23 protein-coding genes and 1 pseudogene are annotated in these 23,938 nt (G+C 71.9%); 8 read left to right on the top strand and 16 right to left on the bottom strand.

Annotation, left to right across the window (positions count from 1 at the left end):
- Genes BJ981_RS06815 through BJ981_RS06800 form a run of 4 tightly spaced genes read right to left on the bottom strand, consistent with a single transcriptional unit; the run spans nucleotide 1 to nucleotide 4,926 of the window.
- Nucleotides 1–1,194 (bottom strand): glycosyltransferase, encoded by a 1,194-nt coding sequence (locus BJ981_RS06815; RefSeq protein WP_184609044.1) that lies wholly within the window; start codon nucleotides 1,192–1,194, stop codon nucleotides 1–3.
- Nucleotides 1,191–2,264: a glycosyltransferase family 9 protein gene (locus BJ981_RS06810; protein WP_204070333.1), complete on the bottom strand. Its 1,074-nt coding sequence runs from the start codon at nucleotides 2,262–2,264 to the stop codon at nucleotides 1,191–1,193. Before BJ981_RS06810 ends, BJ981_RS06815 begins: the two co-directional genes overlap by 4 nt.
- On the bottom strand, nucleotides 2,261–3,220 hold the full coding sequence (locus tag BJ981_RS06805; protein ID WP_184609042.1) for a glycosyltransferase family 2 protein: 960 nt from the start codon (nucleotides 3,218–3,220) through the stop codon (nucleotides 2,261–2,263). The genes BJ981_RS06810 and BJ981_RS06805 overlap by 4 nt, the downstream gene beginning before the upstream one ends.
- Nucleotides 3,217–4,926, bottom strand: coding sequence for a carbamoyltransferase family protein (locus BJ981_RS06800; RefSeq protein WP_184609041.1), 1,710 nt, complete (start codon nucleotides 4,924–4,926; stop codon nucleotides 3,217–3,219). The genes BJ981_RS06805 and BJ981_RS06800 overlap by 4 nt, the downstream gene beginning before the upstream one ends.
- A gap of 165 nt (nucleotides 4,927–5,091) precedes the next feature.
- Between BJ981_RS06800 and BJ981_RS06795 the strand changes: the two genes are divergently transcribed.
- On the top strand, nucleotides 5,092–5,970 hold the full coding sequence (locus BJ981_RS06795; protein WP_184609039.1) for a D-glycero-alpha-D-manno-heptose-1,7-bisphosphate 7-phosphatase: 879 nt from the start codon (nucleotides 5,092–5,094) through the stop codon (nucleotides 5,968–5,970).
- Nucleotides 5,967–6,929: a glycosyltransferase gene (locus tag BJ981_RS06790; RefSeq protein WP_184609037.1), complete on the top strand. Its 963-nt coding sequence runs from the start codon at nucleotides 5,967–5,969 to the stop codon at nucleotides 6,927–6,929. The genes BJ981_RS06795 and BJ981_RS06790 overlap by 4 nt, the downstream gene beginning before the upstream one ends.
- Nucleotides 6,930–6,983: 54 nt before the next feature.
- On the opposite strand, the gene BJ981_RS06785 is transcribed toward BJ981_RS06790, so the two are convergent.
- The 4 genes from BJ981_RS06785 to BJ981_RS06770 all read right to left on the bottom strand — a co-directional run bounded on the left by BJ981_RS06785 (nucleotide 6,984) and on the right by BJ981_RS06770 (nucleotide 9,062).
- Entirely contained in the window at nucleotides 6,984–7,469 is a 486-nt protein-coding gene (locus tag BJ981_RS06785; RefSeq protein WP_184609036.1) for a nucleoside 2-deoxyribosyltransferase domain-containing protein, read from the bottom strand.
- The gene (locus BJ981_RS06780; protein ID WP_184609034.1) at nucleotides 7,466–7,849 is read right to left on the bottom strand and encodes an HIT family protein; all 384 of its coding nucleotides are present in this window, start codon (nucleotides 7,847–7,849) and stop codon (nucleotides 7,466–7,468) included. Before BJ981_RS06780 ends, BJ981_RS06785 begins: the two co-directional genes overlap by 4 nt.
- A 103-nt stretch (nucleotides 7,850–7,952) precedes the next feature.
- Nucleotides 7,953–8,399: a pyridoxamine 5'-phosphate oxidase family protein gene (locus BJ981_RS06775; RefSeq protein ID WP_184609032.1), complete on the bottom strand. Its 447-nt coding sequence runs from the start codon at nucleotides 8,397–8,399 to the stop codon at nucleotides 7,953–7,955.
- A 9-nt stretch (nucleotides 8,400–8,408) separates the two neighbouring features.
- A complete protein-coding gene (locus tag BJ981_RS06770; protein ID WP_184609030.1) occupies nucleotides 8,409–9,062 on the bottom strand; it encodes a DUF899 domain-containing protein in 654 nt (217 codons plus the stop codon).
- 90 nt (nucleotides 9,063–9,152) lie between these two features.
- On the opposite strand from BJ981_RS06770, the gene BJ981_RS06765 reads away from it, so the two are divergent.
- Complete coding sequence (locus BJ981_RS06765; RefSeq protein ID WP_184609029.1) at nucleotides 9,153–9,641, top strand: winged helix-turn-helix transcriptional regulator; 489 nt, start codon at nucleotides 9,153–9,155, stop codon at nucleotides 9,639–9,641.
- 377 nt (nucleotides 9,642–10,018) lie between these two features.
- On the opposite strand, the gene BJ981_RS06760 is transcribed toward BJ981_RS06765, so the two are convergent.
- A complete protein-coding gene (locus tag BJ981_RS06760) occupies nucleotides 10,019–10,333 on the bottom strand; it encodes a hypothetical protein (RefSeq protein WP_184609027.1) in 315 nt (104 codons plus the stop codon).
- 144 nt (nucleotides 10,334–10,477) lie between these two features.
- Nucleotides 10,478–11,416, bottom strand: coding sequence for a DMT family transporter (locus tag BJ981_RS06755; protein ID WP_184609025.1), 939 nt, complete (start codon nucleotides 11,414–11,416; stop codon nucleotides 10,478–10,480).
- Between the two features lie 765 nt (nucleotides 11,417–12,181).
- On the opposite strand from BJ981_RS06755, the gene BJ981_RS06750 reads away from it, so the two are divergent.
- Nucleotides 12,182–13,078, top strand: a complete 897-nt coding sequence (locus BJ981_RS06750) for a hypothetical protein (RefSeq protein ID WP_184609024.1) — start codon at nucleotides 12,182–12,184, stop codon at nucleotides 13,076–13,078.
- Between the two features lie 18 nt (nucleotides 13,079–13,096).
- On the opposite strand, the pseudogene BJ981_RS06745 reads toward BJ981_RS06750, so the two are convergent.
- Nucleotides 13,097–13,957 (bottom strand): annotated as a pseudogene (locus BJ981_RS06745) (oxidoreductase).
- A gap of 410 nt (nucleotides 13,958–14,367) precedes the next feature.
- Nucleotides 14,368–14,667: a hypothetical protein gene (locus BJ981_RS06740; protein WP_184609022.1), complete on the bottom strand. Its 300-nt coding sequence runs from the start codon at nucleotides 14,665–14,667 to the stop codon at nucleotides 14,368–14,370.
- A gap of 449 nt (nucleotides 14,668–15,116) precedes the next feature.
- Between BJ981_RS06740 and BJ981_RS06735 the strand changes: the two genes are divergently transcribed.
- Together BJ981_RS06735 and BJ981_RS06730 are read left to right on the top strand one after the other, a co-directional pair.
- Nucleotides 15,117–15,908: a CPBP family intramembrane glutamic endopeptidase gene (locus tag BJ981_RS06735; protein WP_184609020.1), complete on the top strand. Its 792-nt coding sequence runs from the start codon at nucleotides 15,117–15,119 to the stop codon at nucleotides 15,906–15,908.
- A gap of 155 nt (nucleotides 15,909–16,063) precedes the next feature.
- On the top strand, nucleotides 16,064–16,894 hold the full coding sequence (locus tag BJ981_RS06730; protein WP_184609018.1) for an alpha/beta fold hydrolase: 831 nt from the start codon (nucleotides 16,064–16,066) through the stop codon (nucleotides 16,892–16,894).
- 84 nt (nucleotides 16,895–16,978) lie between these two features.
- On the opposite strand, the gene BJ981_RS06725 is transcribed toward BJ981_RS06730, so the two are convergent.
- Genes BJ981_RS06725 through BJ981_RS06710 form a run of 4 tightly spaced genes read right to left on the bottom strand, consistent with a single transcriptional unit; the run spans nucleotide 16,979 to nucleotide 19,669 of the window.
- Nucleotides 16,979–17,890: a DUF4429 domain-containing protein gene (locus tag BJ981_RS06725; protein ID WP_184609016.1), complete on the bottom strand. Its 912-nt coding sequence runs from the start codon at nucleotides 17,888–17,890 to the stop codon at nucleotides 16,979–16,981.
- Nucleotides 17,891–17,943: 53 nt separating this feature from the next.
- The gene (locus tag BJ981_RS06720; protein ID WP_184609014.1) at nucleotides 17,944–18,573 is read right to left on the bottom strand and encodes a DJ-1/PfpI family protein; all 630 of its coding nucleotides are present in this window, start codon (nucleotides 18,571–18,573) and stop codon (nucleotides 17,944–17,946) included.
- 18 nt (nucleotides 18,574–18,591) lie between these two features.
- On the bottom strand, nucleotides 18,592–19,302 hold the full coding sequence (locus BJ981_RS06715; RefSeq protein ID WP_204070334.1) for an HAD family hydrolase: 711 nt from the start codon (nucleotides 19,300–19,302) through the stop codon (nucleotides 18,592–18,594).
- 58 nt (nucleotides 19,303–19,360) lie between these two features.
- Nucleotides 19,361–19,669 carry a hypothetical protein gene (locus BJ981_RS06710; RefSeq protein ID WP_184609012.1) on the bottom strand — a complete coding sequence of 103 codons (309 nt, stop codon included), beginning with the start codon at nucleotides 19,667–19,669 and terminating at the stop codon, nucleotides 19,361–19,363.
- 1,328 nt (nucleotides 19,670–20,997) lie between these two features.
- On the opposite strand from BJ981_RS06710, the gene BJ981_RS06705 reads away from it, so the two are divergent.
- Nucleotides 20,998–22,242: a glycosyltransferase family 2 protein gene (locus tag BJ981_RS06705; protein ID WP_184609010.1), complete on the top strand. Its 1,245-nt coding sequence runs from the start codon at nucleotides 20,998–21,000 to the stop codon at nucleotides 22,240–22,242.
- Nucleotides 22,243–22,484: 242 nt separating this feature from the next.
- Nucleotides 22,485–23,660, top strand: coding sequence for a type I glutamate--ammonia ligase (locus BJ981_RS06700; RefSeq protein ID WP_275422302.1), 1,176 nt, complete (start codon nucleotides 22,485–22,487; stop codon nucleotides 23,658–23,660).
- Nucleotides 23,661–23,938: the final 278 nt, after the last annotated feature.

The raw sequence follows: 23,938 nt of genomic DNA, 5'->3' as shown, positions 1-23,938 counted from the left end.
TCACCCTCCCGCCGCGGCGAGCCGGCCGAGCCGGTCGCCGATCAGGCTGCGGTACACCGACTCGGTCTGCGCGGCCACCCGCGGCCAGCCGTACCGGGAACGCGCCCGCCGCACCCCGCTCGCGCCGAGCGCGGCGCGCAGCTCGGGCCGGGCCAGCAGGTCGCGCAGCACGGCGGCGAGGAGGCGCGGCCTGCGCGGCGGGACGAGCATGCCGCAGCCGGACACCGTGTCCAGGTGCCCGCCGACGGCGGACGCCACGACCGGCACCCCGCAGGCCATCGCCTCGACCGGCACCATCCCGAACGGCTCGTACCAGGGGACGGTGACGACGACCTGCGCCGACCGCATCAGCGCCGGCACGTCCTCCCGCGCCACCGCGCCGGCCAGCCGCACCCGCCCGGCCAGGCCCCGCGCCGCGGCGAGCGCCCGCAGCCTCGGCGTGTCCTCGTCGCCCGGCTCGCCGCCCGCGATGACGAGCCGCGCGCCGGGGACGTGGCACAGCGCCTCGATGACCGTGTCCACGCCCTTGCGCGGCACCAGCCTGCCGATGCTGAGGATCCGCACGTCCGGCTCACCTCGCGTGCCGGCCTCGTCCGGGTGGAACAGCCCGAGGTCGACCCCGCACGGCACGACCGTGATCCGGTCGACCGGCACGTCCATGGCCGTGAGCTCCCGCACCTCGTCGGAGCAGGTGGCGATCACCGCGGCGGCGCGGCGCCCGACGTCGCGCTCGATCGCGAGGCGTTCGGGCGGGCTGGTGTCGGCCGAGCCCTGCCAGCGTCGTTTCACCGTGCCGAGGGCGTGGAAGGTCTGCGCGACCGGCACCCCGAGGTCCTCGGCCGCCTCGAGCGCGGCCACGCCGCTCATCCAGAAGTGCGCGTGCGCCACGTCCGGGCGGCTCGCCCGCCAGCGGCGCCTCAGATGGTCGGCGAAGGCGGGCATGTGAGGGAGCAGGTCGTCCTTGGCCAGCGGGACGGGCGGCCCCGCGGGCACGTGCTCGACGGTCACGCCCGGCGCCATCGCGATCGTCGCCGGGTCGCCGGCGGCGGCGCGCCGCGTGTAGACGGTCACCTCGTGGCCCAGGCCGGCCAGCGCGGCGGCCAGCCCCGCGACGTGGACGTTCTGCCCGCCCGCGTCGACGCCGCCGACCGCGGCGAGCGGGTCGGCGTGCTCGGACACCATGGCGATCCTCATCGCGCCCCCTCCCTCACCCCGGCGCGGCCGTCCAGCGGCGCGCCGGAGAGCGGCCCCACCAGGCCGAGCACGGTCCCCACGACCTCCTCGACCGGCACCGACGACAGGCACGGATGCCCGGGCACGGGACACACCCGCGCCCGGCTGCCCCGGCAGGCCGCCTCCTGGTCGCCGAGCAGCGTCACCGGCACCCGGTACGGCGCCCAGCGCGCCGCGGGCACGACCGGGGCGAACAGGCTCACCACCGGCGTGCCGACCGCGGCGGCCAGGTGCGCGGGGCCGGTGTTGCCCACCACGACCGCCGCCGCGCCGTCCAGCACGGCGGCCAGCTCCGCGAACGTGGTCACCCCGCCGAGGTCCTGCCCGTAGGCCCCGGCGACGCCCGCGGTCAGCGCCTGCTCGTCGGGGCCGCCGGTCACGACCACGCGCACCCCGGCGAGGACGAGGTCGCGCACCGCCCGCGCGTGCAGTTCGGCCGGCCAGGCGCGCGCCGGCGCGGAGGCCCCCGGGTGGACCACCACGTACCCGGGCGGGCCGGTGAAGCGCTCCACGTCGGGCAGCGGACGGCGCACCGCGAGCGCGCCGTCGTCGCCACGCGGGAGCACGAACCCGGCGGCGCGGGCCAGGCCGAGCATGCGTTCGGCCTCCGGCACGTCCTCGGTCTCGTCCACGAGGTGGCGGACGTCCAGCAGCGAGCCGGGGTAGTCCTCGCTGATCGCGGCGATCCACGGCACGCCGGCCAGGCGCAGCAGCAGCGCCAGCGGCAGGGACGACTGGTGGAACGAGGTGAGGATCAGGGCCTGGCCGGGGGCGGCGGCCTCGACCAGGGAGATCAGCTCCTCGGTGTGGGCGCGGGTGAGCGGGCGGGGGTCGGGGTCGATCCACGGCGCGTGCCACTCCAGGACTTCGTCCACGCCCGGCAGCAGCCGTGCCGCCTGCCCGCCGTTCGGCCCGGTCAGCAGCACCACCCTGCGGGCGCCCGCCGCGACGGCCCGGACGGCGGGCCCGGCCAGCAGCACGTCCCCGGCGTTGTCGAGCCGTGCCACGAGCACGGTGGTGCGGCGCGTCACCGGCGCGCTCGCAGTTCGCCGCGCAGGCGGTGCGCGCAGGCGACCGGCGGGATGACCACGCTGGTCACGGCCATGCGCAGGATCTCGCCCGGCGTGCGGGGGCCGGGAGCCAGCCGCGCCCAGGCGAACTCGGCCGTCATCGCCAGCCACCCCGCCGCCGCGGCCAGCCCCATCAGCCTTCCGGGCCCCCGGGCCACGCCCTCGGGCGGGCGGACGCCGTGCAGGAGGAGCAGCAGGCACGAGGCCAGCCCGAGCGTGCTCGTCACCGCGTGGCGCGGCAGGCGTCCCGGCACGCCGCCGACGGCCGCCCGCCATCCCGGGCCGTGCACCCGGCGCATCAGCGCGTCGTCGGCGTTGCCGCGCTGGGCGCGCACGCTCGCCCAGAAGCCGTCGTCCCGCACGGGGTGCTCGGTGACGCGCCGCCCCTTGACCAGCCGGTGCCCGGCCCTCATGAGGCGCAGCGCGAGGTCGGCGTCCTCCCGGTAGGCGCGGGGGAAACGCTCGTCGAACCCGCCCACGGCCGCGAGCGCCGCCCGGCGGTAGGCCATGTCGGCCGTCGCCCAGCCCGCGCGGGTGAGCGCCGCGGTGTTCCGCTCGGCGTCGGTGGGCCTGCGCCCGGCGGGCAGGCGGACCTCCAGGCGGCCCTGCGAGCCCGCGATGTCCGCGCCCAGCCTGCGCAGATCCGTGACCAGCGCGTCGGTCCACCCGGGCGGCGGCAGCACGTCGTCGTCCAGGAAGGCGATCCACGGCGTGTCCGCGGCCCGCCATCCCGCGTTCCTGGCCGCCGCGGGACCGCGCCCGCCGGTGCGCAGCACGCGGACGTGCCCGGGGACGCGCAGCGCGGGGGAGAACCGCGGGCGATCGTCCACCACGATGGTCTCCAGACTGGTGCCCAGCGCGGCGAGCAGGCGGTGCAGGCTGCGCCGGCCGATGGTCGGGATCACCACGGTGATCATGACGTGCGCACCTCCTGCCGCCGCACCAGGTACGGGCCGATGGCCAGCACGTCCACCGGCGCGGACCCGAAGCATTCGAGCGCGTCGCGCGGGTCGTCCACCATGGGCCGTCCCGCCGTGTTCAGGCTCGTGTTGACCACCACGGGCAGGCCGGTGCGCGCCGCGAACGCCTCCAGCATCCGGGCGAGCAGCGGTTCCCTGACCGGGTCCACGGTCTGCGCGCGCGCCGTCCCGTCGACGTGCACCACCGCGGGGATCTTGTCGCGCCACTCGGCCCGCACGTCGTGCACGAACGTCATGTACGGGCTCGGCAGCGGGCCGCGCATGAAGATCTCGTGCGCGCGCCCGGCGAGCACCATGGGGGCGATCGGCCGGAACCGCTCGCGTCCCTTCACGGCGTTGAGCCGGTCGGTGTTGGCGGCGTGGCCCGGGTGCGCCAGCAGCGAGCGGCGGCCGAGCGCGCGCGGCCCGTACTCCGACCGTCCCTGGAACCAGGCCACGATCCGGTCGGCGGCCAGCTCGGCGGCCACCGCGTCCGCCAGGTCGGCCGGGCGCGTGTACGGCACGCGGGCCGTGGTCAGCCAGGCGGCCAGCTCCGCGTCCGTCCAGCTTCTGCCGAGGTCGGCGCCGGACATCGGCGCCACGGTGTCGCCGTGCGCGCGGGCCAGGTGCAGCGCGCCGCCGAGCGCCGTCCCCGCGTCGCCCGCGGCGGGCTGCACCCAGATGCCGTCGAACGGCCCCTCGGCCAGCAGCCGGGTGTTGGCGACGCAGTTCAGCGCGACCCCGCCCGCCATCGTCAGGCACCGCTCCCGGGTGCGCTCGTGCAGCCACCCGGCCAGCTCCAGCAGCACCTCCTCAAGGCGCCGCTGCACGCTGGCCGCCAGGTCGGCGTGGTCGGGCGTCCACGCCTGGCCGCGGCGCAGCGGCTTGGCGTACCCCCTCCAGTCGATCGGCTCGACGCGGAAGCCGCCGTCGCCGGTCGTGCGGATGAGCTCGCGCAGCTCGCCGAGGTGGCGGGGCTCGCCGTAGGAGGCCAGGGCCATGACCTTGTACTCGTCGCTGGAGCGCAGGAAGCCGAGGTGCTCGGTGACCTCCTCGTACATGAGGCCGAGCGAGTGCGGCAGCTCCTGGGTGGCGAGGACGGTCAGCTCGCCGTCGCGGTAGTGCCCGGCCAGGTGCGAGACGGCCTCGCCCCGGCCGTCGCACACCAGCACCGCCGAGTCGCGGTACGGGGCCGCGAGGCCCGCGGAGGCCGCGTGCGCGATGTGGTGCGGCACGAACTTGACCTGCGCGGTGTCCAGGCCGGGCAGCGCGGTCGCCAGGAAGGACGGGGCGCGCCTGGCGTAGGTGGTGCGCAGGTCCTCCCAGTACGCGGCCATGTCACGGTCCTCACCCGCCATCCCCTTGGAGGCCGCCCCGAGGTCCCGCGCGGCCATGCGCGGGTCCTCGGCGGGGACGGCGTTCCGGGTCAGCTCCGGGTCGTAGGAGTACGCGACGCCGTCCAGGTCCTCGGGCCGCAGTCCCGCCTGCTCCAGGCACCAGGCGGCCGCCTGCTCGGGCAGCTCCCACGCCGAGAACGGCACCGGGCGCTTGCCGTGCTTGCGGCGGCTGAACCGTTCCTCCTCGGCCGCCGCCACGATCTCTCCGTCCACGACCAGGGCCGCGGCAGGGTCGTGAAATATGGCGTTGATCCCCAGAAACCGCATCGGCTTACCTCCGTAGGGCCGCGGGAGTCTGGTTACCGAGCGAAGCGGCTCGCAAACGCGGCTTTGCGCATAAGTCGAGGTAGAGAGGCGGTAATCTTGAGCTTTGTCACGCTTAGTAGCGGACGGGGGGTGTTTGTCGGCTGGGGGGCCGGGTAGCCCAGGGCCATGGGAGTCGATCTGCCGGCCGCCGTGCTGTTCGACCGAGACGGGACGCTCGTCAAGGACGTCCCCTACAACACCGACCCCGCGCGCGTGGAACCCATGCCCGGCGCCCGCGCCGCCCTCGACCGGCTGCGCGCCGCGTCCGTGCCGGTCGGCGTGGTCACCAACCAGTCCGGCATCGCCAAGGGACTCATCACCCCCGCCCAGCTCGACGCCGTCAACAGGCGCGTCGAGGACCTCCTCGGCCCGTTCGCCATCTGGGCCGTGTGCCCCCACGACGACGGCGACGGCTGCCCCTGCCGCAAGCCCGCCCCCGGCCTGATCCTGCGCGCCGCGGCCGTCCTCGGCATCGCCCCCCGCGACTGCGTCCTCATCGGCGACATAGCCCGCGACACGCGAGCCGCCCACGCCGCCGGCGCCCGGGGCATCCTCGTCCCGACCCCGGAAACCCTCCCCGCCGAGGTGACCTCCGCCACCGAGGTCGCCGCCGACCTCCCCCTCGCCGTCGAAATGGCCTTAACGCCTCGCCCGACCCCGGCCCCACCGACCTGCCCCCCCTGCCCAGACCGCAAGACCGCCACCGGCCATCCCTCCCGGCCACCCATGACGGCCACCCTCGGCCCTCCCCCTTCTCCGGACGAGCATGATCTCGCCGGTCGTCATCCCTGCGCGGATGCGGCGGCCGTCCTCGACCGTCCCCGCTTTCCGGACGAGCAGGGTTTCGCCGGTCATTCCCCCTCGCCGTGTGCGGAGGACATCCCTGATGTGGTGGATCCCGTCACGGGACGTGCGGAACCCGGTTCCCGGCGGCGTGCCGTCCGCGCGGAAGCCTCACGGCGCCGCACTGCGTTCCGCTCCTCCCGATCGCCGGGGCACGCATGAGGATCCTCTTCTGGCATGTGCACGGGTCGTGGGCCACGGCCTTCGTCCAGGGCGCGCATGACTACCTGGTCCCGGTGGTCCCGGGCCGCGGCCCGGACGGGCGGGGACGGGCGCGGACGTACCCGTGGCCCGCGAGCGTCCGGGAGGTGCCCGCGGACCGGCTCGTCGGCGAGGACTTCGACGTGGTCGTCCTGCAACGGCCCCACGAGATCGAGCTGGCGCACCGCTGGACCGGCCGCCGCCCCGGCCGGGACGTCCCCGCCGTCTACGTCGAGCACAACACCCCCGCGGGCGACGTCCCCCGCACCCGCCACCCCCTGGCCGACCGCGACGATATCCCCCTCGTCCACGTCACCCACTTCAACGCCCTCTTCTGGGACTCCGGCCGCGCGCCCGTCCACGTCATCGAGCATGGCGTCGTCGACCCCGGTCACCACTACACGGGCGAGCTGCCCCGCGCCGGGGTCGTCGTCAATGAGCCGATCCGGCGCACCCGCGTGGCCGGCACCGACCTCCTCCCCGCCTTCGCCGCGACCGTCCCTCTCGACGTCTTCGGCATGGGCGTGACCGGCCTGCCGTCCCACCTGGCCACGCCACCCGGCCGGATCACCGTCCACGAAGACCTCCCGCAGGCCGCCATGCACGCCGAACTGGCCCGCCGCCGCGTCTACCTGCACCCCTACCGCTGGACGTCCCTCGGCCTGTCCCTCATCGAGGCCATGCTCCTCGGCCTCCCCGTGGTCGCGCTCGCCACCACCGAGGCGGTAGAGGCCGTCCCCCCCGGCGCGGGCGTCCTCTCCACCAACCCCGCCACCCTGCGCACCGCCCTCGAAACCTTCACCGGCGACCTGGCCCACGCCCACCACACCGGCCGGCAAGCCCGCACCGCCGCCCTGTCCAGATACGGCCTGAAACGCTTCCTCGCCGACTGGGACGACCTCCTGACGAGCCTCCGCTGAACGATCGTGAGCCACGGCGAGCCCCTGACCGGCGGCAGACCATGACCGACCGCGTCAGACGGTTCTGGCGTTGACGAGGACGAGCGCCGCCGTCACGGTCTCGCCGAGGCTCTGGCGCACCGGGACCCCGTAGCGGTGCGCCAGGTGGATCAGGTACCGGTTGCGCTCGGGGTTAGGGCAGTCCGGTGGGCATCCCAGCACCGCGCGGCCGGTGCGCACGTCATGCCCGAACTCCACGTTGGTGGTGAAACCCGGCAGCGTGGCCAGGTTCCGGGGGATCCAGAACAGGATCGCGTCGGCCGCCTCGCGGGCGGCCGTCTCCCAGGCGAACTGGTCGTCGTAGGAGGCGGCCCGCACCCCGTCCCGGGATTCGGGGGTGAGCACGACCAGCGGCTGTGCCCCGTCCCACGCGGCCCGCAGGGCGTCGATCGCCGCCGGCCGCCAGGACGGCACGCCGTCCACGCGGGGCGTCGGTCCGGCGAGGAACACCGACGGTCCGCCCGGGATGGGCTCGCGGGCCCACACCACGGTGACGCTCACGTCCGGCTCCCCGCCGCCGTGGCGGCGTCCCGGGCGGCGTGCCGCGGTGTCCACGGCAGCGGCAGCCCGTCCCCGTCGACGCGAGGCACGACATGCAGGTGCAGGTGCCACACCGTCTGGCTCGCCGCGGCGCCGCGGGAGGTGATGACGTTGACCGCGGGCCACCGCCTGGCGAGCTCGGCGGCGCGCGCCATGGTGGCGGCCGACACCGCGGGGTCGACGCCGACGTCGGCCACATGGGCGTGCGGGATGACCAGCACGTGGCCGGGGGCGACCGGGTGGTCCGGGCTGATGGCGATGGCGTCCGCCCACCGGCGCACCACCGTGGCCGGGGCCTGGCCCGCGATGATGGCGCAGAACACGCAGCCAGGTGCGGTCACTTCTTCTCGCCCTTCCTGCCGCCGAAAGTGGGGAAGGTCTTCATGATGCCTGCCCTCTTCGGACGGGTGGGGATCAGCCGGCAAGGCGCGGGCTACCGAAGGGCTACTCCGCGCCGAAGTCGAAGCTCAGCCAGCGGTCCGGTCGCGCGGTGAAGAGTACGAAAGTGCCCGTGGGGCTGCCGACTTCGGCCTCCGCGAAGCCGTGCGCGGCGTCTTCGGGCAGGTAACGGCTCGTGATCGCGACGACATCGGCGACCGTCGGCTTCCGGTCCACATCGACGACCGTGCATTCGACGGTCACGTACGCGTACGGGTGCTCTGGCCGCTGGACGCAGAAGCTGAGCTTCCCCGCACGTTCGAGCAGCCCGGTCTTGCGCGCCCTGCGGCCCTGGGTGCCGGTGAAGAACGTGATGTTCCCGCCGGGCTGGTAGGCGTACCAGACGGGAACGGTGAGCGGCGGGCGGTCGTCGTCGCTGGGCACACTGAGCACGCCGATACGGGGCTGCGCCAGGAAGCTCTCGCGTTCGGCGCTGGTGAGGGTCCGTGCCATCGTGATCTCCTAGTACTCGTCTCGGGGCCTGAGCCAGCTCATGGTCGGGTCCTGCGGCCACCCGGCCGGAGAGTCCTCCCACTGCTCCTGCCGGCCGTAGGGGGTCAGGTCGAGCAGGTTGAAGTCCAGCCGAAGCCGGTCGACCCCGCGCGCGGTGGTGTAGTAAGTCCGGAACACCTCATCGCCATCACGGAGCAGCACGCTCAGCCCGAAAATGCCGCCGAGGTCCAGGTCGGAATAGAAGTCGTTACCGTAGGCCGAGTACCAGGGCATGGTCCAGCCGAACCGCCGCCGCACCACGTCGATCTCCTGCTGCGGCGCGGGCGACATCAGGATCAGCGTGGTGTCCCGGGCGTTGATGTGGGACCTGTCCGTGAGGTTGTCGGTGAACGACGCGCAGCCGGTGCACACGTGGCTGTGCCCTGGCGACAACATGAAGTGGTAGATGACCAGTTGGCGGCGGCCCTCGAACAGGTCGGTGAGACCGGCCGTGGCACCGTCCGGCGCGGTGAACACGTAATCCGTGCGCAACCGCACCATCGGCAGCCGGCGCCGCTCGGCGGCCAGCGCGTCGAGCGCGTGGGTGAGCTCCTTCTCCTTGACCAGCAACGAGTCCCGCGCCGCTTGCCACTCCCGCGCGGAGACGACGGGTGGACGGTTCATCGGCTGCCCCTTCCCTGGTTAGTTCCTTCAGGGAATGGACACTAGCAGGATCAGTTCCCTAAGGGAACCTGCTGAGCTAGAATCGTGTGCATGCAGCGCACCCGCTTCGGCGACATGGCCTGTTCGATCGCCCGCACCCTCGATGTCATCGGAGAGCCGTGGTCGCCACTCATCCTGCGAGATGTCTACGTGGGGATGACCCGCTTCGAGCAGATCCAGCAGGACCTCGGCATCTCCCGCAAGGTCCTGACCGAACGCTTGAAATGGCTGGTCGAGAACGACGTCCTGGAACGCCGCGAATACTCCACCCGCCCCCCACGTCACGAGTACGTGCTCACCCCCAAGGGCACCGAACTATGCGACCTGCTCCTGGTAATGGTCCGCTGGGGCGACCGCTGGACCGCCGGCGAAGCCGGCCCCCCAGTCCTCTACCGCCACCACGCCTGCGGCCAGATCGCCCACGTAGACCTCCACTGCTCGGTCTGCGACCGCCCAATGCACGCCACCGACATCGACCTCCTCCCAGGCCCGGGCCAGCCGGCTCAGCCGAGCGAAGAAGCTTCCCTGGCGGATGGGTAGGGGCTCACGGCTTCAGCGTAAGCCTCTTCCTCGACGAACCCGGGAACACGACGAGCAGGTGCTGCTCCTCTCCTGCGTCGTCGACCCGCACGTGGACACGGAGCCGGTAGCGGCCTTTCCCCGCCGACCTACTAACGCAATCCTGATAATCCGCCAGACATTATCCGAAACGACGAAACGCGATCTTAGTCCGGCAACCACTGCACAGGTGGCCACAGCGGAACAAGCGGTCCCGCCCCGCCGATCAGACGCTATGATCTTCGATGCGATGTGGTTTGTTCCGCACCCACGGACCAGCGCTTACGCACCCGCTGTGCCACCACTCCCGTTCCCGGATCCGGCCCCTCGCTATCCGCGTTCCCCGCATCCCCGACGGCTCAGGCGTCGTCGTCCTCGTCGTCCTGTTTGACGAGGTGCCGACGGATCGCGCTATCCTCCACCATGTCCTGAATCGCCTCGAATATGGCGTCGACACCCGGCTCTCGCATCAAGACCAGGCCGCTCTCCCAGTAGTACAACCCGCCCCGGCACTCCCGCGTGCCGCTGAGCTTGCGCATCAGTTGCCCAAGCTTTTCAAGGGACACGAAGACTCCGACCCAAACGGTCCCATCATCGTGCAGGGTGACGAACGCGTCGACGTAGTCGGCGGTCTCCGGCGCCTCCTGCTCCTTCACGTCCAGGACGAATTCCACGGAGAAGCCTTCGCCATGCCGTACGGGAAAACCCCAGTCTGTCACATCAATACAGCTCCTTTATTCTCTTTATCACCTGCGGCTCGTTCTTCTTGCTGGACTTATGGCGACATTTCTAAAGCGCCCAGGTTTCGACCGACGTGGTCAAGACCTGGTCTGTGCGTCTGGAGTGGGCGTGTGCGAGACGTGCTGGGGTGGGTCGGCAGGGCGGCGGGCCTCGGCGAGGAGGACGGCGAGGAGCATTAGGGCGGCGCCGGTCCAGCCGAGGGGGGTGGGGCGGTCGCCGGCCAGCCAGAAGCCGAACACGCCGGCGAAGGCGGGTTCGGTGGCGAGGATCAGGGAGGCGCGGACGGGGGAGGTGCGGCGCTGGGCGTAGGACTGGATGAAGTAGGCGATGGCGCTGGCCACGATGGCGGTGAAGGCGATGGCCCACCAGACGTCGGTGCTCGCGGGCGGGGCGAGGTCGCCGGTTACGGTGGAGGCGCCCAGGGAGACGAGGCCGACGACGGCGAGTTGCACGGTCACCAGGGGGCCCACGGGGAACCGGCGGATCACGCGGTCGGTGGCGATGATGTGCGCGGCGAAGGCGAGGCTGCACAGCAGGGTGAGCGCGTCGCCGAGGGGGTGCCATGCGCCGCCGAAACCGGACAGCAGGAAGAGGCCGAAGGCGGCCAGGGCGATGCAGCCCCATACCCAGGCGCTGATCGCCTGGCGGAGGACGAGCCAGGCGAGGACCGGGGTGAGGACCACGTACAGGCCGGTGATGAAGCCGGCATTGGAGACCGTGGTGTGTCCGAGCCCGATGGTCTGGAAGGCGTACCCGGCGGTGAGCAGCAGCCCCAGGACCAGCCCGGCCCGCCAGCCCGCGGCGGGGAGCCGCCGGAGCCGGGCGCCGTAGGGGATCAGCAGGACGGCCGCCGCCAGCAGGAACCGGAATGCATTGAACGTCCACGGCGGTGTGTCGCGGATCGCGTCCTGGACCATCGTGAAGGTGAAGCCGAAGCACACGGCCACGCCGACGAGCCCGAGCTCGGCGACGCGCCGGTTCCCGGTCTCGGCGGACCTGTCGTCGACGATGCTCATGAAGCTGACCTCTCTGTCGGGTTCACGGGCTTCTGTCGGGGGCGTAGACCTCTGCCCGGGATGGACTCCTGCGGGATTGGCCTCTGCCCAGGATTGGCCTCTTCTCGGGTTAGGCCTCTGTTCGTGATGCTCTACCTGGGATGGACGTCTACCTGGGATGGACGTCTACCTGGGATGGGCCTCTACCCGGGATAAACCTTTTGGGATAGGCATATGTCCGGTTATGGACCTCCGTCGCGGTTATAGATCCCTGTTCCGTTGTGAACCTCTTGTCGGTTCTATGGACTCGCCGGGCCCTGTGCGAGTGGTCCAGGGGATTCGGTGGGCGGGTGTCGGCGCGCGGTGGTGGTGCCTCGGTGTGGCCGGCGCGGGCCCGGCTCGTGTCCTGGGCTGCGAGCAAGGCGTGATCGGCTGCTCGGGGGCCGGGCCGTGAGCGCGGGGTGGGCTCGGCTGGGGGCCGGGGGCGCGGACGGGCTCGGTGTCGTCTCCGAGGGTGTTCATCGTGGCATCGCCGGGCCGTTGGGCGCGGCTTCTGTGCGCGTGGTCCCGTTCGGTGATCTGTCTCGGGCTGGTAAGGACAAGAGCATCCTCTTGTCAGGGCCGTTCGCCGTCAAGGACCACTTGTCCCTTGTGTGCAGGTGTTTTCGCATGTCACTTAATATGCGGATCAGTCCGGCATGGCGGGTTCCGGGTGGTCGGGTAGCGCCGGCGACATGTCCGATACGTACAAGCCGCCGTCCTCCGGCACCGGAGACGATGGGCGGTATGGAACTCGATGTGAACCTCGCGAAAGCGGAGACCTTTCTGGCCACGCACGCTCGCGTGCTCGACCGACACCGGTTCGCCGTGGCGACCGGCATGGACGGGTCGGCGGACGCCCTGCGCGCGGCGCTCGCCGCCTACCGGAACGGCGACGGCGGTTTCGGCTGGGGTCTGGAACCCGACCTGCGGTCGCGGGAGAGCCAGCCCGCGGGCGCGCTGCACGCCCTCGAGGTGCTGGAAGAGGCGGGATCGGACCCGGGCGGCCTCGCCCCGGCCCTGTGCGACTGGCTGGACTCCGTCACCCTGACCGACGGTGGGCTGCCTTTCGCGCTGCCGGTGGCCGAGCCGGTCGGTACCGCCCCCTGGTGGCGCGGCGCCGACCCGGCCGCGTCGTCGCTGCACATCACCGCCGCCGTCGCCGCGGCCGCCCACCGGCTCGCGCGGCACGACAAGGCCGTCCGCGACCACGCCTGGCTCGCGCGCGTCACCGCCTTCTGCCTGCGCGAGATCGCCGAGCGCCCGCCTGCCAGCGCCTATGAACTGCGGTACGTGCTGGCGTTCCTCGACGCGATCCAGGACGCCATGCCCGAGACCGCCGGCGACCTCGCGCGGCTCGCCGCCCGTCTGCCCGAGGACGGGACGCTGCCGGTCGAGGGCGGGCTGGAGGGCGAGGCGCTGCACCCGCTGGACATCTCCCCGTGGCCGGACCGCCCGTTGCGCCGCCTTCTCCCGGCGGACGTCATGGCCGCGGACCTGAGGCGGCTGGCCGCCGGGCAACGGGACGACGGGGGCTGGACCGTGGACTTCGCCGCCCAGTCGCCCGCGTCCGCGCTCGAATGGCGCGGCCACGCCACCGTCAACGCCATCAGGATCCTCTTCGCCCACCGGCCCGCCGCGTGACACGGCAGCCCGGAGCGGTCACGCGTCCGCTGAGGGGGCGGGGTAGTCGGCGCTGAGGGTGAGGTCGCGCCAGGTGTCGAAGGTGGTTTTGAGGGTGTTCAGGCGGGCGGAGGCGACGTCGTAGGCGGCCTTGCCGAGCAGTAGGCGCAGTGGCGGGTCGTCCGACTCCACGACCGTGAGGATCGCCGCCGCGGCGCGGGCCGGGTCGCCGGGCTGGTGGCCGTAGGTGGCGAGGGTGGTGGTGCGGCGTGCGCCCGCGGTCTCGGCGTAGTCGTCGATGCGGACCCGGGACTGGCGCATGGACGGCCCGGACCAGTTGGTCCGGAACGCGCCCGGCTCCACGATCGTCACCTTGATACCCAGCGGGCCTACCTCGGCCGCCAGCGACTCCGACAGGCCCTCCACCGCGAACTTCGTCGCGTGGTAGTAGCCGGTGGCGCCGAACGCGGCCAGGCCGCCGAGCGAGGAGATGTTCACGATGTGGCCGGAGCGGCGGGCGCGCATGCCCGGCAGGACGGCCCTGGTGACGTCGACCAAGCCGAAGACGTTGGTGTCGAACAGCGCGCGGACCTCCTCGTCCTCGCCCTCCTCGACGGCGGCCAGGCAGCCTTAGCCGGCGTTGTTGACCAGGACGTCGATGCGGCCGAACTCGGCCTCGGCCCGCTTGACCGCGTGCTCGACCTGGTCTTCGGCGGTGACGTCGAGCGGCAGGGCCAGCGCGCGGTTCGGGTGCGCGTCGGACAGGTCGGCCAGTTGGGCGGGGTCGCGGGCGGTGATCACGGCCCGCAGGCCGTGCTCCAGGACGGCGGTGGCCAGCGCCCGGCCGAGCCCGGTCGAGCAGCCGGTGATGAACCAGACCGGGGTGTTGTCTACCGTCATTTCGGGTGTCACTCCAATGAGCTTGGGCCGCACGGCATGGCGGGACCACGTGTCGTACGGGTGTGTGGTCCGCGGGCCGAGGACGCGCGGCGAGGGGACGCGCCGACTGTCGAGCGCGTGGTGGATCAGAACTCGGACAGGTGGGGGGTCGGGCGCACGACGCGGCCACGGGGCCCGTCCGGCGTGCTGGGGCACTCCGACCGGAGAGGGACGCGGCGGGTCCGCGAGAACCGCCCGAGCGGTTGCTCCATCTCCATGACTTCGAGGCTAGGTCAGGAACCGGCAGCCTGAGGTCGCCAAGGGTGGGTGCGTTACTCCCACGCACGGCCCGCCACCGGTGCTCTCCGGCTTGCCGCGTATGGCCGGTGACCCGCTCCGCGGTCCGATCCGGCTCCGGCGGTGGGTCGTGCTCATTCCTGGGCCTCCTCGGCGGCGGGTTGTCGTCGTCCGGGGGACCGCCACGGCCTGATCACGCCCTGGAAGATCGCGGCGGCGCCGGCCGCGGGGGCGAGGAAGTGCTCGGGCGAGAGCGCGGGCGGCGGGTCCACGAGCAGGCGGATCGATCCGGCCAGCAGCACGAGCCAGCCGACGATCATCACGAGCTGGCGCAGCAGGCCGGACATGTGCCGGAGCAGGCCCGTAGTCGCCGTGACGACCGTGGCGGCGTCCTCCAGCACGCGCACCAGTTTGTACCGCTTCGATCTGGCCACGCGGCCCACCTCCCACCAAAAGGATCATTCGATCCGATCGGGGGGCCGCTAGCGCTAGCAATATCAACCCGCCGCTCCCTCCCGCAATGCGAACCCGCAGGTCGTGGACAAGTTTTCGAAGAGGTGTTCGAGACGGGTGCCGTCTTGCCCGTGGCGTGGGGGCGGATCACCGGAGCCGCGGACTACGGATGACGGAGAGGCGCGGGGCCTGATCTGCGGACGTGCGGGCCGGGAGGTGGGGGCCGGGGATCACCGAGAGGCGGGGGCCGGGGATCGCGGGAGGCGCGGGCCGCAGAGAGCCGGGGGCCGTGGACGTCGGAGAGGTGCGGGGCGTAGAGCTTGCGGAGGTGCGGGGGCGCGGAGAGGGGTGGATCGGGGAGAGGCGTAGGGGTGGGGTGGTGGGGGGCGTGCGAACGCCTGGTTTACGGGGCCGGGGCTACGCTGCGGGCATGCACGCCTCTTCCCCGCCTCAGGCGCTGGACGGCGCGGCGGAGCTCACCCCCCGGCTCGCCCGTATGGAGATCTTCGTGGTCTTCGCGGTGTCGCTCGGCGCCAGCGGCCTGCGCGCGCTCGTGTCCCTGATCGGCTCGCTGACCGCGCCCCGCGCCCTCAGCGGCCAGCAGGCCGTGCTCGTCGGCACCCGCGCGCCCGGACGGCCGTGGTTCGACCTCACGCTGCAGCTCGTCGACATCGCCGTCTCTCTCGCGCCGGTCGCGCTCGTCGCCTACCTGCTGGCCCGCTCGCACGGGTCGTTGCGCACGATCGGGGCCGACGCGCGCGAGCCGGGCCGTGACCTGCTCAGAGGGGCCGTCCTCGCGGCGGTCGTGGGCGGCACCGGGCTGGTGTTCTACCTGATCGCCTACGGCGCGGGCGTGAACCTCGACGTCGTGCCCGACCAGTTGCCCGACGTCTGGTGGCGCGTGCCCGTCCTGCTGCTCGCCGCGGCGCAGAACGGCGTGCTGGAGGAGGTCGTCGTCGCGGGCTACCTGCTGCACCGGCTGGCCGGGCTCGGCTGGGCCCCGTGGCGCGCGGTCGCGGTGTCGTCGCTGATCCGCGGGTCCTACCACCTGTACCAGGGCTTCGGCGGGTTCGTGGGCAACGTGGCCATGGGGCTGCTGTTCGGGCGCCTGTACCAGAAGTGGGGGCGGGCGATGCCGCTGGTGGTGGCGCACACGCTGATCGACGCCGTGGCCTTCGTGGGGTACGGCCTGCTGCGCGGCCGGGTGTCCTGGCTCCCGTGATCTTCGGCGACGGCGTCGCGGGGTGACGTCCGTCCCCGCTGCTCATGTCCGCGGGATGGGTCGTACCCCTGACGTTCGTCAGTTTCGGTGACAACCTGACGGTGTCAACTTAGATCGACATACCTGATCGAGACGGCGACCGAGAGGGGCCTGCCATGCGAACCTCGACCCTGCGTGTGCCCGGCGCGGACATCTACTACGAGGTGCGGGGCGCCGGCCCCGTCCTCCTGCTCGTCGCCGGCGGCGGGGGCGACGCCCAGGCGTACGCCCGCCTCGCCCGTGCCCTCGAGGACCGCTACACGGTGGTCACCTTCGACCCGCGCGGCAGCTCACGCAGCCCGCTGCTCGAAGAGCCCGGCGAGCAGCGCATCGAGGTGTACGCCGAGGACGTCTCGCTGCTGCTGAAGGAGGTCGGCGACGGGCCCGCGCACGTCTTCGGCAGCAGCTCCGGAGCCCTCATCGGCCTCGACCTGGCGGCACGCCACCCCGAACAGGTGCGCACCCTCGTCGCCCACGAACCGCCGGCGGTGTCGTTCCTGCCGGACGCCGCCCACTGGACCGCCTTACTGCGCGAGGTGCACGACACCCAGGCCGAGCAGGGCACCGGCGCGGCCCTGCGCAAGTTCGCCGAGGCCGTGAACCTGCCCCGGCAGTTCGACGCCGCCGCCGAACTGCCTCCCGACACGCGCCGGATGCTGGCCAGGGTCGCGGCCAACATGGAGTTCTTCTTCCGCCACCAGGTGCGGTCCTTCTCCGCCTACGTCCCCGACATCGAGGCACTGCGCGGGGCGCCGGTCATCGTGGCCGGAGGAGTGCAGGGCCGTCCGTACATGCCGTACAAGGCGGCCATGGCGGTGGCCGAGCGCCTCGGCGCCGAGCTCGCCGAGTTCCCGGGCGACCACGTCGGCTACCTCGCCGAGCCGCTGCCCTTCGCCGAACGGCTCCACGAACTGCTGACCGCCCCGCCCACCCCCCGGAACGCCTGACGGCGACCTGCATTCGTCAAGGTCGGGCGCACACTCGCTCGCCAGAACGGGACGCACCCTGCGATCGGTGACAGCTGCCGATGCCTACAACCTGCGGAGGAGGGCCTGCTTCGCCGCGGTGAACTCCTCCTCGGTCAGCACACCGTCCTTGCGCAGGTCGCCCAGCTCGCGCAGCCGCCGCAGCAGAGCGTCGGGATCGCTCCCGTCGGCAGTCTCCGCAGCCGTCAGGGCTCGCGCCGGTCCAGGGCGGACCTGGTGCGCCGTGTCCGGGTGCACCGGCGCGTCCTGCGGGGCGAACGGATGCGGCAGCCGCGCGGTGATCGCCGCGATCAGCATCGCGCACGTCCGCGTCTCCTTCTCCATGCCCCACAACACCAGGCACAACGGGTCGTGCTTGGGCTGCTGCCGGGTGGTCACCCCCCGGACCCGGAAGCGGATGTGCCCGTTCTCCAGCCCGGCGGACGGCGACCAGTCGACGCCCTCCAGGTCCCTCAGCGCGATCTGCTGCGCGCCCGCCGACCGCTTGCCGGACTCGGTGGCCCAGTTCCAGGCGAGGTGGACCGTCGAGCCGTCGAACACGGCGCTGCCGTCCCCCGCCGTCGCCGTCAGCGGCACCGCCGGGCCGGGCAGCAGGTAGTGGTCGCAGGGACCGTCGGGCACCTGCTCGATCAGCAGCGCGTTGCGCACTTCGTCGGCGAAGTACTCCGCCACGCCGGTGCGGTCCTGGTCGACGGCGAGCTGGTACGGGTCGCCCGCGTCGGCGATGCGCCCCCGGGTGGCCTGCTCGAACGGATCGGCCCCCTCGCGGAGGCGCAGCCTGAGCCGTCCCCCTTTCCGCCCCGGCTCGTAGGTGATGCCGGCCACGGCCATGAGCGGCACCGACCGCTCGCCGACCAGCCGCCGGAGCTTGTGGACATGCCGGTCCCCGGACGGAGTGATCCGAATGCTTTCGCCATCGAAGACCCACGCCCCATCGCGCACCAAGACCTCCGCCATACCGGGATCTTACGAGCCCTCCACCCCGGCAAGGAGGAACTGACCACGAACCCTCAACGGCGCAGGCCCCCGGACTCGACGAAGTCCTTGACCTTCTGAGGCGCCTTGGTCAGCGATCCGGAGTCGAACGGCGGTCGGGGGTCGTACTCGATGGCGAGCTGGATCGCCTCGGCGACGGTCCGGCCCGCAAGTCGCTCGGCCAGGGCGAGCGCCATGTCGATGCCCGACGAGACCCCGGCCGCGGTGACGATCTTCCCTTGAAAGACGACGCGTTCGGCCGTGTAGGAGGCGCCGAAACCTTCTAGGACGTCCGCGGCGGCCCAGTGCGTCGTGGCCCGCAGACCCTGGAGCATGCCGGTGGCGCCGAGCAGCAGCGCCCCGGTGCAAACGGACGTCGTCCAGGCCGTGGTGGCGTGGACACGTCGGATCCAGCCGGTCAGCGCGTCGTCGTGCACCAGCCGCCGTGTCGCGGGGCCGCCCGGGACGAGCAGCACGTCGCAGGAGTCGATCGCCGACAGTGCGACGTCCGCGACGAGGGCCAGGTGTCCGGGCGCGTCGCGCACCGGCCCCGGCTCCGGGCCCGCGAAGACGACCTCGGCTCCGGGGACCAACCTGAACACCTCGTACGGGCCCACGGCGTCGAGTGCGGTGAAACCCTCGTACAGCGGTATGACGATGCGCATGTCGCCCCTCGGGACGGGTCAGCGGTCGGCGGGGGTGAGGATGGCGCGGATGACGGTGGGGGTGTCGGAGAGGTCGTCGAGGACGAGTTCGGCGCCGGCGTCCAGCAGGGTTCTTCTGTCGCTGGCGCCGGTGGCGACGGCGACCACGCGGGCGCCGCCTAGGTGGCCCGCCTGGACGTCGTGGCGGGTGTCGCCGACGAGGACGGTGTTGTCGCGGCCGAACGGCTGGCCGTAGATGTCGGTGGCGCGCCGCTGCGCGAGGCGCACGAGTTCGGCGCGGTCCTCGTGGTCCATGCCGAAGGCGCCCACCCGCAGGTCCATGAAGCGGCCGAGGTCGAAGGCGGCGAGCTTGCCGATCGCGATCGGCTCCATGTTCCCGGTGAGGACGGACTGCACGACGTCGTCCCGCCCGGCCAGCGCCTCCAGCGCCTCACGGGCGCCGCGCAGCACGCGGCCGTTCTCCCTGACCGCGCTCTCATAGGTGACGAAGGCACGGGCCAGCGCGTCACCGAACGTCCGGAGGAGATCGGTGGACGCCTCGATGCCGTGCATGCGCAACGTGTCGACGGTGATCGCCCAGTCGGTGCGTCCCGCCATGTCGGCCACCTGTTCCAGGGGCCGGCTCGCGACCACCTCGAACGCGTCGGCGTACGCGCGACGCCCGACGCCCGCGGTGTTCATCAGCGTGTGGTCGATGTCCCACAGGACGAGGGTGCGCGGGGTGGTCACCGTCCGAGCATACGGAAGGCCGCGGGCCACGCCGGTCGACGGCCGGCGCGCCTCGCGGTCAGCCCGTGGCGACGGGCTGACGGTGCTGCTGCGGGGCCGGACCCGGCATGGGAACCTGCCCGGCCGCGGTCTCGGGACGCGCCGCCGGGGCCTCGAGCTGCCGCGGCGGGGCGCCCATCATGCGGCGGACCACCTCTTCGAGCTCCTCGACCGTGTCGGCCTCGGCCATCCGCGTGCCGGCGGGGACGGCCGAGCGGGGAATCGCCCAGAAACGCCGGGTGTGCTCCCCGTACCAGACGGTCCATCCGGGCATCCGCGCCGCCAGCGCGCGCGCGGCGGCCTTGCTCTCGGTGACCTCGTTCGTCATCACGACCTTCTTCCGTGGTCCAATCCGTCATTTCGGCCAGGCAAGCCGCCGTGACCCAGGAAACCGCCGTACGCGGCACCCCCAGGCAGGCACGACCTCCCAATCGGACGGTCAACGGCCAACATCAACCAGACCGGACTGCCCGGATCAGCTCTGTGGAAACCCCCGACACCAACGGTACGGGGTGAAAGCCATATTTGGCCCAGGGAACGATCGTGAAAATTCGCAAGGCTTTTCCCGATCTTGAACGCCCGTTTCGCCGTCGCGACATGCCCGAGGTGGTCAGATTGACGGGACGGCAAGTCAGGATCTCGCTACTGATCCGGTCAAACGGCAGGTGGCGAAGTGGGTTTCGTCGCCGCGTCGGCCGGATCCGCCGAGTGAAGTTCCACGGCCGCCCGCCACCGGGGTATGCCGATGAAGGACCTCACGTGGCGACAGCACGAACGCGCACACGTTCGGAGCGTGATGTGACGTTGATCACGCTGAGCGTTTTTTCACGCACTGTTCACGCGTCATTCCCGCTGGGCCGAGCGGTGGTGGCGTTCGGCGCATCGGCGGCTCAAAGAGGCGGGGCCGGCGCTCTGTCGGGACGGTGACGATGTGCTGACGGGTGAGCCCTTGGCCGACCTGGTGGGCGGGGAGTGGGAGGCATGCGCCGCCGAGGCTTCCTTCTAGGACGTGCTCGGTCGTCCCGACGGGCTGCGGATCCCTCGTGTGCCGTGCGATCAAGTCGCGCATCTACCTCCTTTTCCGAACATTCGCTCTTGCGATATTGAGTGACTGTAATTTCGGTATAGAGAAGCCCGTAATGCGGCACGGGCTGCCCGAATCATCCATTACGGTGCGGGTTGGATAGTCATTATATGTCTTTGGTGTCGCCGATGCCGGGTCTGTGACCTCATGCACCTTCCTGTAGGCCGGGGTCTGGGCATGTCTGAGTAAGTATTTGTCAGTCGGAAAGTTCGTCAATTCCGCGGTCGTCGAGAGCGCCTTTTCTGTCGTGGTTCGCGGGGTGGTGCCGCGGAAGGGGCAAATCTCAAGATTTGAATCGATTTTTTGGTACCGTTCCCCGGTCCAGCGCTGATCGCGCAGATCAGTACGTATGAGCAGAAGTCATATGAAGGGAACATCGTGCGTGGGGAAATCGCTGACGTGGCGTCGCTGTCCTCAGGGGCCCCCGCCGTCCTCTCGATGGTTCTGACCGGGGTGGGGCTCGCGGTCGTAGGAGGGCTGCTGGGGTATCGCTACGTGACGCGACGGCGACGGTCGCGGTGAGAAGACGCAAAGACAACGAGAACCTGCGGATGGTCGCGGCCGGTGTTCTCGTGCTGGCGGCGGCCGTCGTGTGGATTCTCGTTTTCCGCGCCTTCATCGGCAATCCCGGTCACTGGGAGTCGATGGGTGTTTACCTTCTGACGACCGGGGTCCTCATCGCCATTCTCGGCTCCACCGTCTATCCGCGCCGGTTCACTCACCTGCCGCCCGCGAAAGGCAGGGTCGTCGCGATCGTGCCGGCTTACAACGAGACCACGGAGGCTCTGAACTCGACAATCGCGGCCCTGCTCAATTCCACGAGGCCTCCGGACGAGATCCATGTGGTGGACGACGGCTCGAAGACGCCCGCCGTCCGATTCGCCCATCCATTCGTCCATTGGCACCGGCGGGAGAACGGCGGCAAGAGAGAAGCGCAGGCATGGGTGTTGCGTGAACTGCGCTGGGCCCGTGACCACGGGCGCGGACGGGCGGACTTCATTCTCACCGTCGATTCCGACAGCGTCGTGGACAGGCGCGCGATCCGCCACCTGCTGCGGGCGATGTCCGACGAGCGTGTTCAGGCGGCGACGGGGCTGCCCATGCTGCGTAACCGCACGAAGAATCTGCTCACGCGCCTGCTCGACCTGGAGATGGTGTCGGCGTGCCTCACCCAGCGCGCGGCACGCTCGCGTCTCGGCGTCGTCGCGCCCTGCTCGGGAGCGCTCAGCCTCTACCGCGCCGACCTCGTCCTGGACAACCTCGACGACTACATCACCAGCGGGACCGTCGGAGATGACCGCCGCCTGACCCACTATGCCCTGCAGCGCGGCCAGACCGTCGCGGTGGACGAGGCGTGGGTGTTCACCGATATGCCGGAGACCGTCAGGACCACATACCGCCAGCGCACCCGCTGGTACCGCTCCTACTGGGTCTACGCGTTGTGGGAGGTCTCCCACCTGCGCGCCCTCCCTGCCGCCTGGCGGATCTACGCCATGGCGATGAGCGCGCTCAACCCGATCGCGCTGCTGTGGATGTGCGTCGGCTCTCCCCTCATGGGCAAGCCGTTTCCCCTGGAAGGAGCCCTGTACTGGCTCGGGCTCACCTACATCATCGGCTCCCGCTACGCTCTGCGCCGCCCGGGCGTGAGCGCTTGGTCCCGGACGGCGACCTGGCTGCTCGGCACCCCGTTCCTGCTTCTTCTCCAGTACGGGGTCATCCGTCCGGCCATGTGGCACGCCGCGCTGACGGCCAGGCGCACAGGCTGGGTGACGCGTGGGCCCGCTCTCGATGAATCAGCCCTGTCGATGGTGGCCTGAGGACATGCCACGGCCGCGTTCTGTCGACGCGGGCGGGTCGGGGTGGGGAAGATGGCGGGGTGGATGAGCGGGAGCGTGGGCGGCGGGGTGAGGCGGCGCGGAAGGTCGCGGGGGTGATCTGTGCGGGCGGGGTCGGGGAGGTCGCCGTCACGTGGGTGGATACCAGTGGGGTGACTCGGGTTAAGGGCGTGCCGGTCGGGCGGTTGGAGCATGTGGCCGTGTGGGGGGTGGGGGCTTCGCCGGTGTTCGACACGTTTCTGCTCGATGACTCGATCGTGAGCGGCCGCTTCGCCGGGGGGCCCGTGGGGGACCTGCGTCTGTATCCCGATCTCGACCGGCTGGTGGTGCTGCCCGCGCTGCCCGGGTGGGCGTGGGCGCCGGCGGACCGGTATGACCAGGAAGGCGCGCCGCATCCGCTGGACGGGCGTCACCTGGTCCGCCGTGAGGTGGCGCGCCTGGCCGAGGGCGGCTTCTCGGTGCGGGCGTCCTTCGAGGTCGAGTGGGCGGCGTCCGTGGGGGACGGCGACGACTTCGTCCCCGCCTGCACCGGGCCGGCGTACGGGATGACGCGGCTGACCGAGCGGTCCGCCTACCTGCGTGACATCGTCGAGACGCTGGCGGCGTCGGGGGTGGCGGTCGAACAGATCCACCCCGAGTACGCGGCCGGGCAGTACGAGGTGTCGGTCGCGGCGGAGGACCCGGTGGGGGCCGCCGACACCGCCGTCCTCGTTCGCGAGACGATCCGCGCCGTCAGCCTGAACCACGGCCTGCGCGCGTCCTTCTCGCCGAAGGTGCTGGCCGACGGGGTGGGCAATGGGGGGCACGTCCATCTCAGCCTGTGGCGGGACGGCGCCAACCTGATGGCGGGCGGCGACCGCCGGTACGGCCTCACCGCGGAGGGGGAGGGGTTCGCCGCGGGCGTCCTGTCCCGCCTGCCCGCCCTGCTCGCGGTCGGCGCGCCGTCCGTGGCCAGCTATCTGCGGCTGGTCCCCTCGCACTGGGCGGGCGCGTACGCCTGCTGGGGTCTGGAGAATCGGGAGGCGGCGCTGCGGTTCGTCACCGGGTCGGCGGGCGAGCGCGGGCGGGCGGCCAATCTGGAGGTCAAGTGCTTCGACGCGGCCGCCAACCCCTACCTGGCGCTGGCCGCGCTCCTCGCCGCCGGGCGCGCGGGCGTCGCCGAGCGGGGCACGCTGCCCGAGCCCGTGGACGTCGACCCGGCCACGCTGGGCGACGACGTCACGCCGCTGCCGTCCTCGCTGGAGGAGGCCGTGGCGGCGTTCGAGGCCGACGCCACGCTGAAGGACGCCTTCGGCGAGGCCGTCATCGACACGGTCGCGACCGTGCGCCGCGGCGAGATCGCGCTTTTCGCCGGGGCCACACCCGATGAGATCGCCCGGCGCACCCGCTGGAAGCACTGAGACGAGCCGCTGTGGGGAGGTTCCGGCCGGTATCGCGCCGCCTCCGAGCGGATGAATATTGATTTTCGGGTCTTTCGGGTTTCGTGGGTTGTATCGGCGTGCGGATATTCAGGGCGTTCAACGGTGTATGCGGGCTCGTGGTATTCGCGGGAGGGGCGTCCGGGCACGGGACTTGAGAAGGGAGGCGGATGTCATGGGTCGTGGGCTGGACTACACGAAGGCCGAGTCGCTTGATGCGGAAGGCCAGGAACTGACGGACGCCGAGAATGAGCGGCTCG

Source organism: Sphaerisporangium krabiense (genome assembly GCF_014200435.1).
Classification (GTDB): domain Bacteria; phylum Actinomycetota; class Actinomycetes; order Streptosporangiales; family Streptosporangiaceae; genus Sphaerisporangium; species Sphaerisporangium krabiense.
This window is presented reverse-complemented; position numbering and strand designations above follow the sequence as displayed.

Bases quoted from the DNA above. Each gene is read 5' to 3' on its own strand.
- BJ981_RS06765 (WP_184609029.1), top strand. From the start codon at position 9,153: ATGCAGCGCACCCGCTTCGGCGACATGGCCTGTTCGATCGCCCGCACC.
- BJ981_RS06735 (WP_184609020.1), top strand. From the start codon at position 15,117: ATGCACGCCTCTTCCCCGCCTCAGGCGCTGGACGGCGCGGCGGAGCTC.
- BJ981_RS06710 (WP_184609012.1), bottom strand. From the start codon at position 19,669: ATGACGAACGAGGTCACCGAGAGCAAGGCCGCCGCGCGCGCGCTGGCG.
- BJ981_RS06790 (WP_184609037.1), top strand. From the start codon at position 5,967: ATGAGGATCCTCTTCTGGCATGTGCACGGGTCGTGGGCCACGGCCTTC.
- BJ981_RS06730 (WP_184609018.1), top strand. From the start codon at position 16,064: ATGCGAACCTCGACCCTGCGTGTGCCCGGCGCGGACATCTACTACGAG.
- BJ981_RS06800 (WP_184609041.1), bottom strand. From the start codon at position 4,926: ATGCGGTTTCTGGGGATCAACGCCATATTTCACGACCCTGCCGCGGCC.
- BJ981_RS06755 (WP_184609025.1), bottom strand. From the start codon at position 11,416: ATGAGCATCGTCGACGACAGGTCCGCCGAGACCGGGAACCGGCGCGTC.
- BJ981_RS06750 (WP_184609024.1), top strand. From the start codon at position 12,182: ATGGAACTCGATGTGAACCTCGCGAAAGCGGAGACCTTTCTGGCCACG.
- BJ981_RS06815 (WP_184609044.1), bottom strand. From the start codon at position 1,194: ATGAGGATCGCCATGGTGTCCGAGCACGCCGACCCGCTCGCCGCGGTC.
- BJ981_RS06795 (WP_184609039.1), top strand. From the start codon at position 5,092: ATGGGAGTCGATCTGCCGGCCGCCGTGCTGTTCGACCGAGACGGGACG.
- BJ981_RS06775 (WP_184609032.1), bottom strand. From the start codon at position 8,399: ATGGCACGGACCCTCACCAGCGCCGAACGCGAGAGCTTCCTGGCGCAG.
- BJ981_RS06770 (WP_184609030.1), bottom strand. From the start codon at position 9,062: ATGAACCGTCCACCCGTCGTCTCCGCGCGGGAGTGGCAAGCGGCGCGG.
- BJ981_RS06720 (WP_184609014.1), bottom strand. From the start codon at position 18,573: ATGCGCATCGTCATACCGCTGTACGAGGGTTTCACCGCACTCGACGCC.
- BJ981_RS06725 (WP_184609016.1), bottom strand. From the start codon at position 17,890: ATGGCGGAGGTCTTGGTGCGCGATGGGGCGTGGGTCTTCGATGGCGAA.
- BJ981_RS06805 (WP_184609042.1), bottom strand. From the start codon at position 3,220: ATGATCACCGTGGTGATCCCGACCATCGGCCGGCGCAGCCTGCACCGC.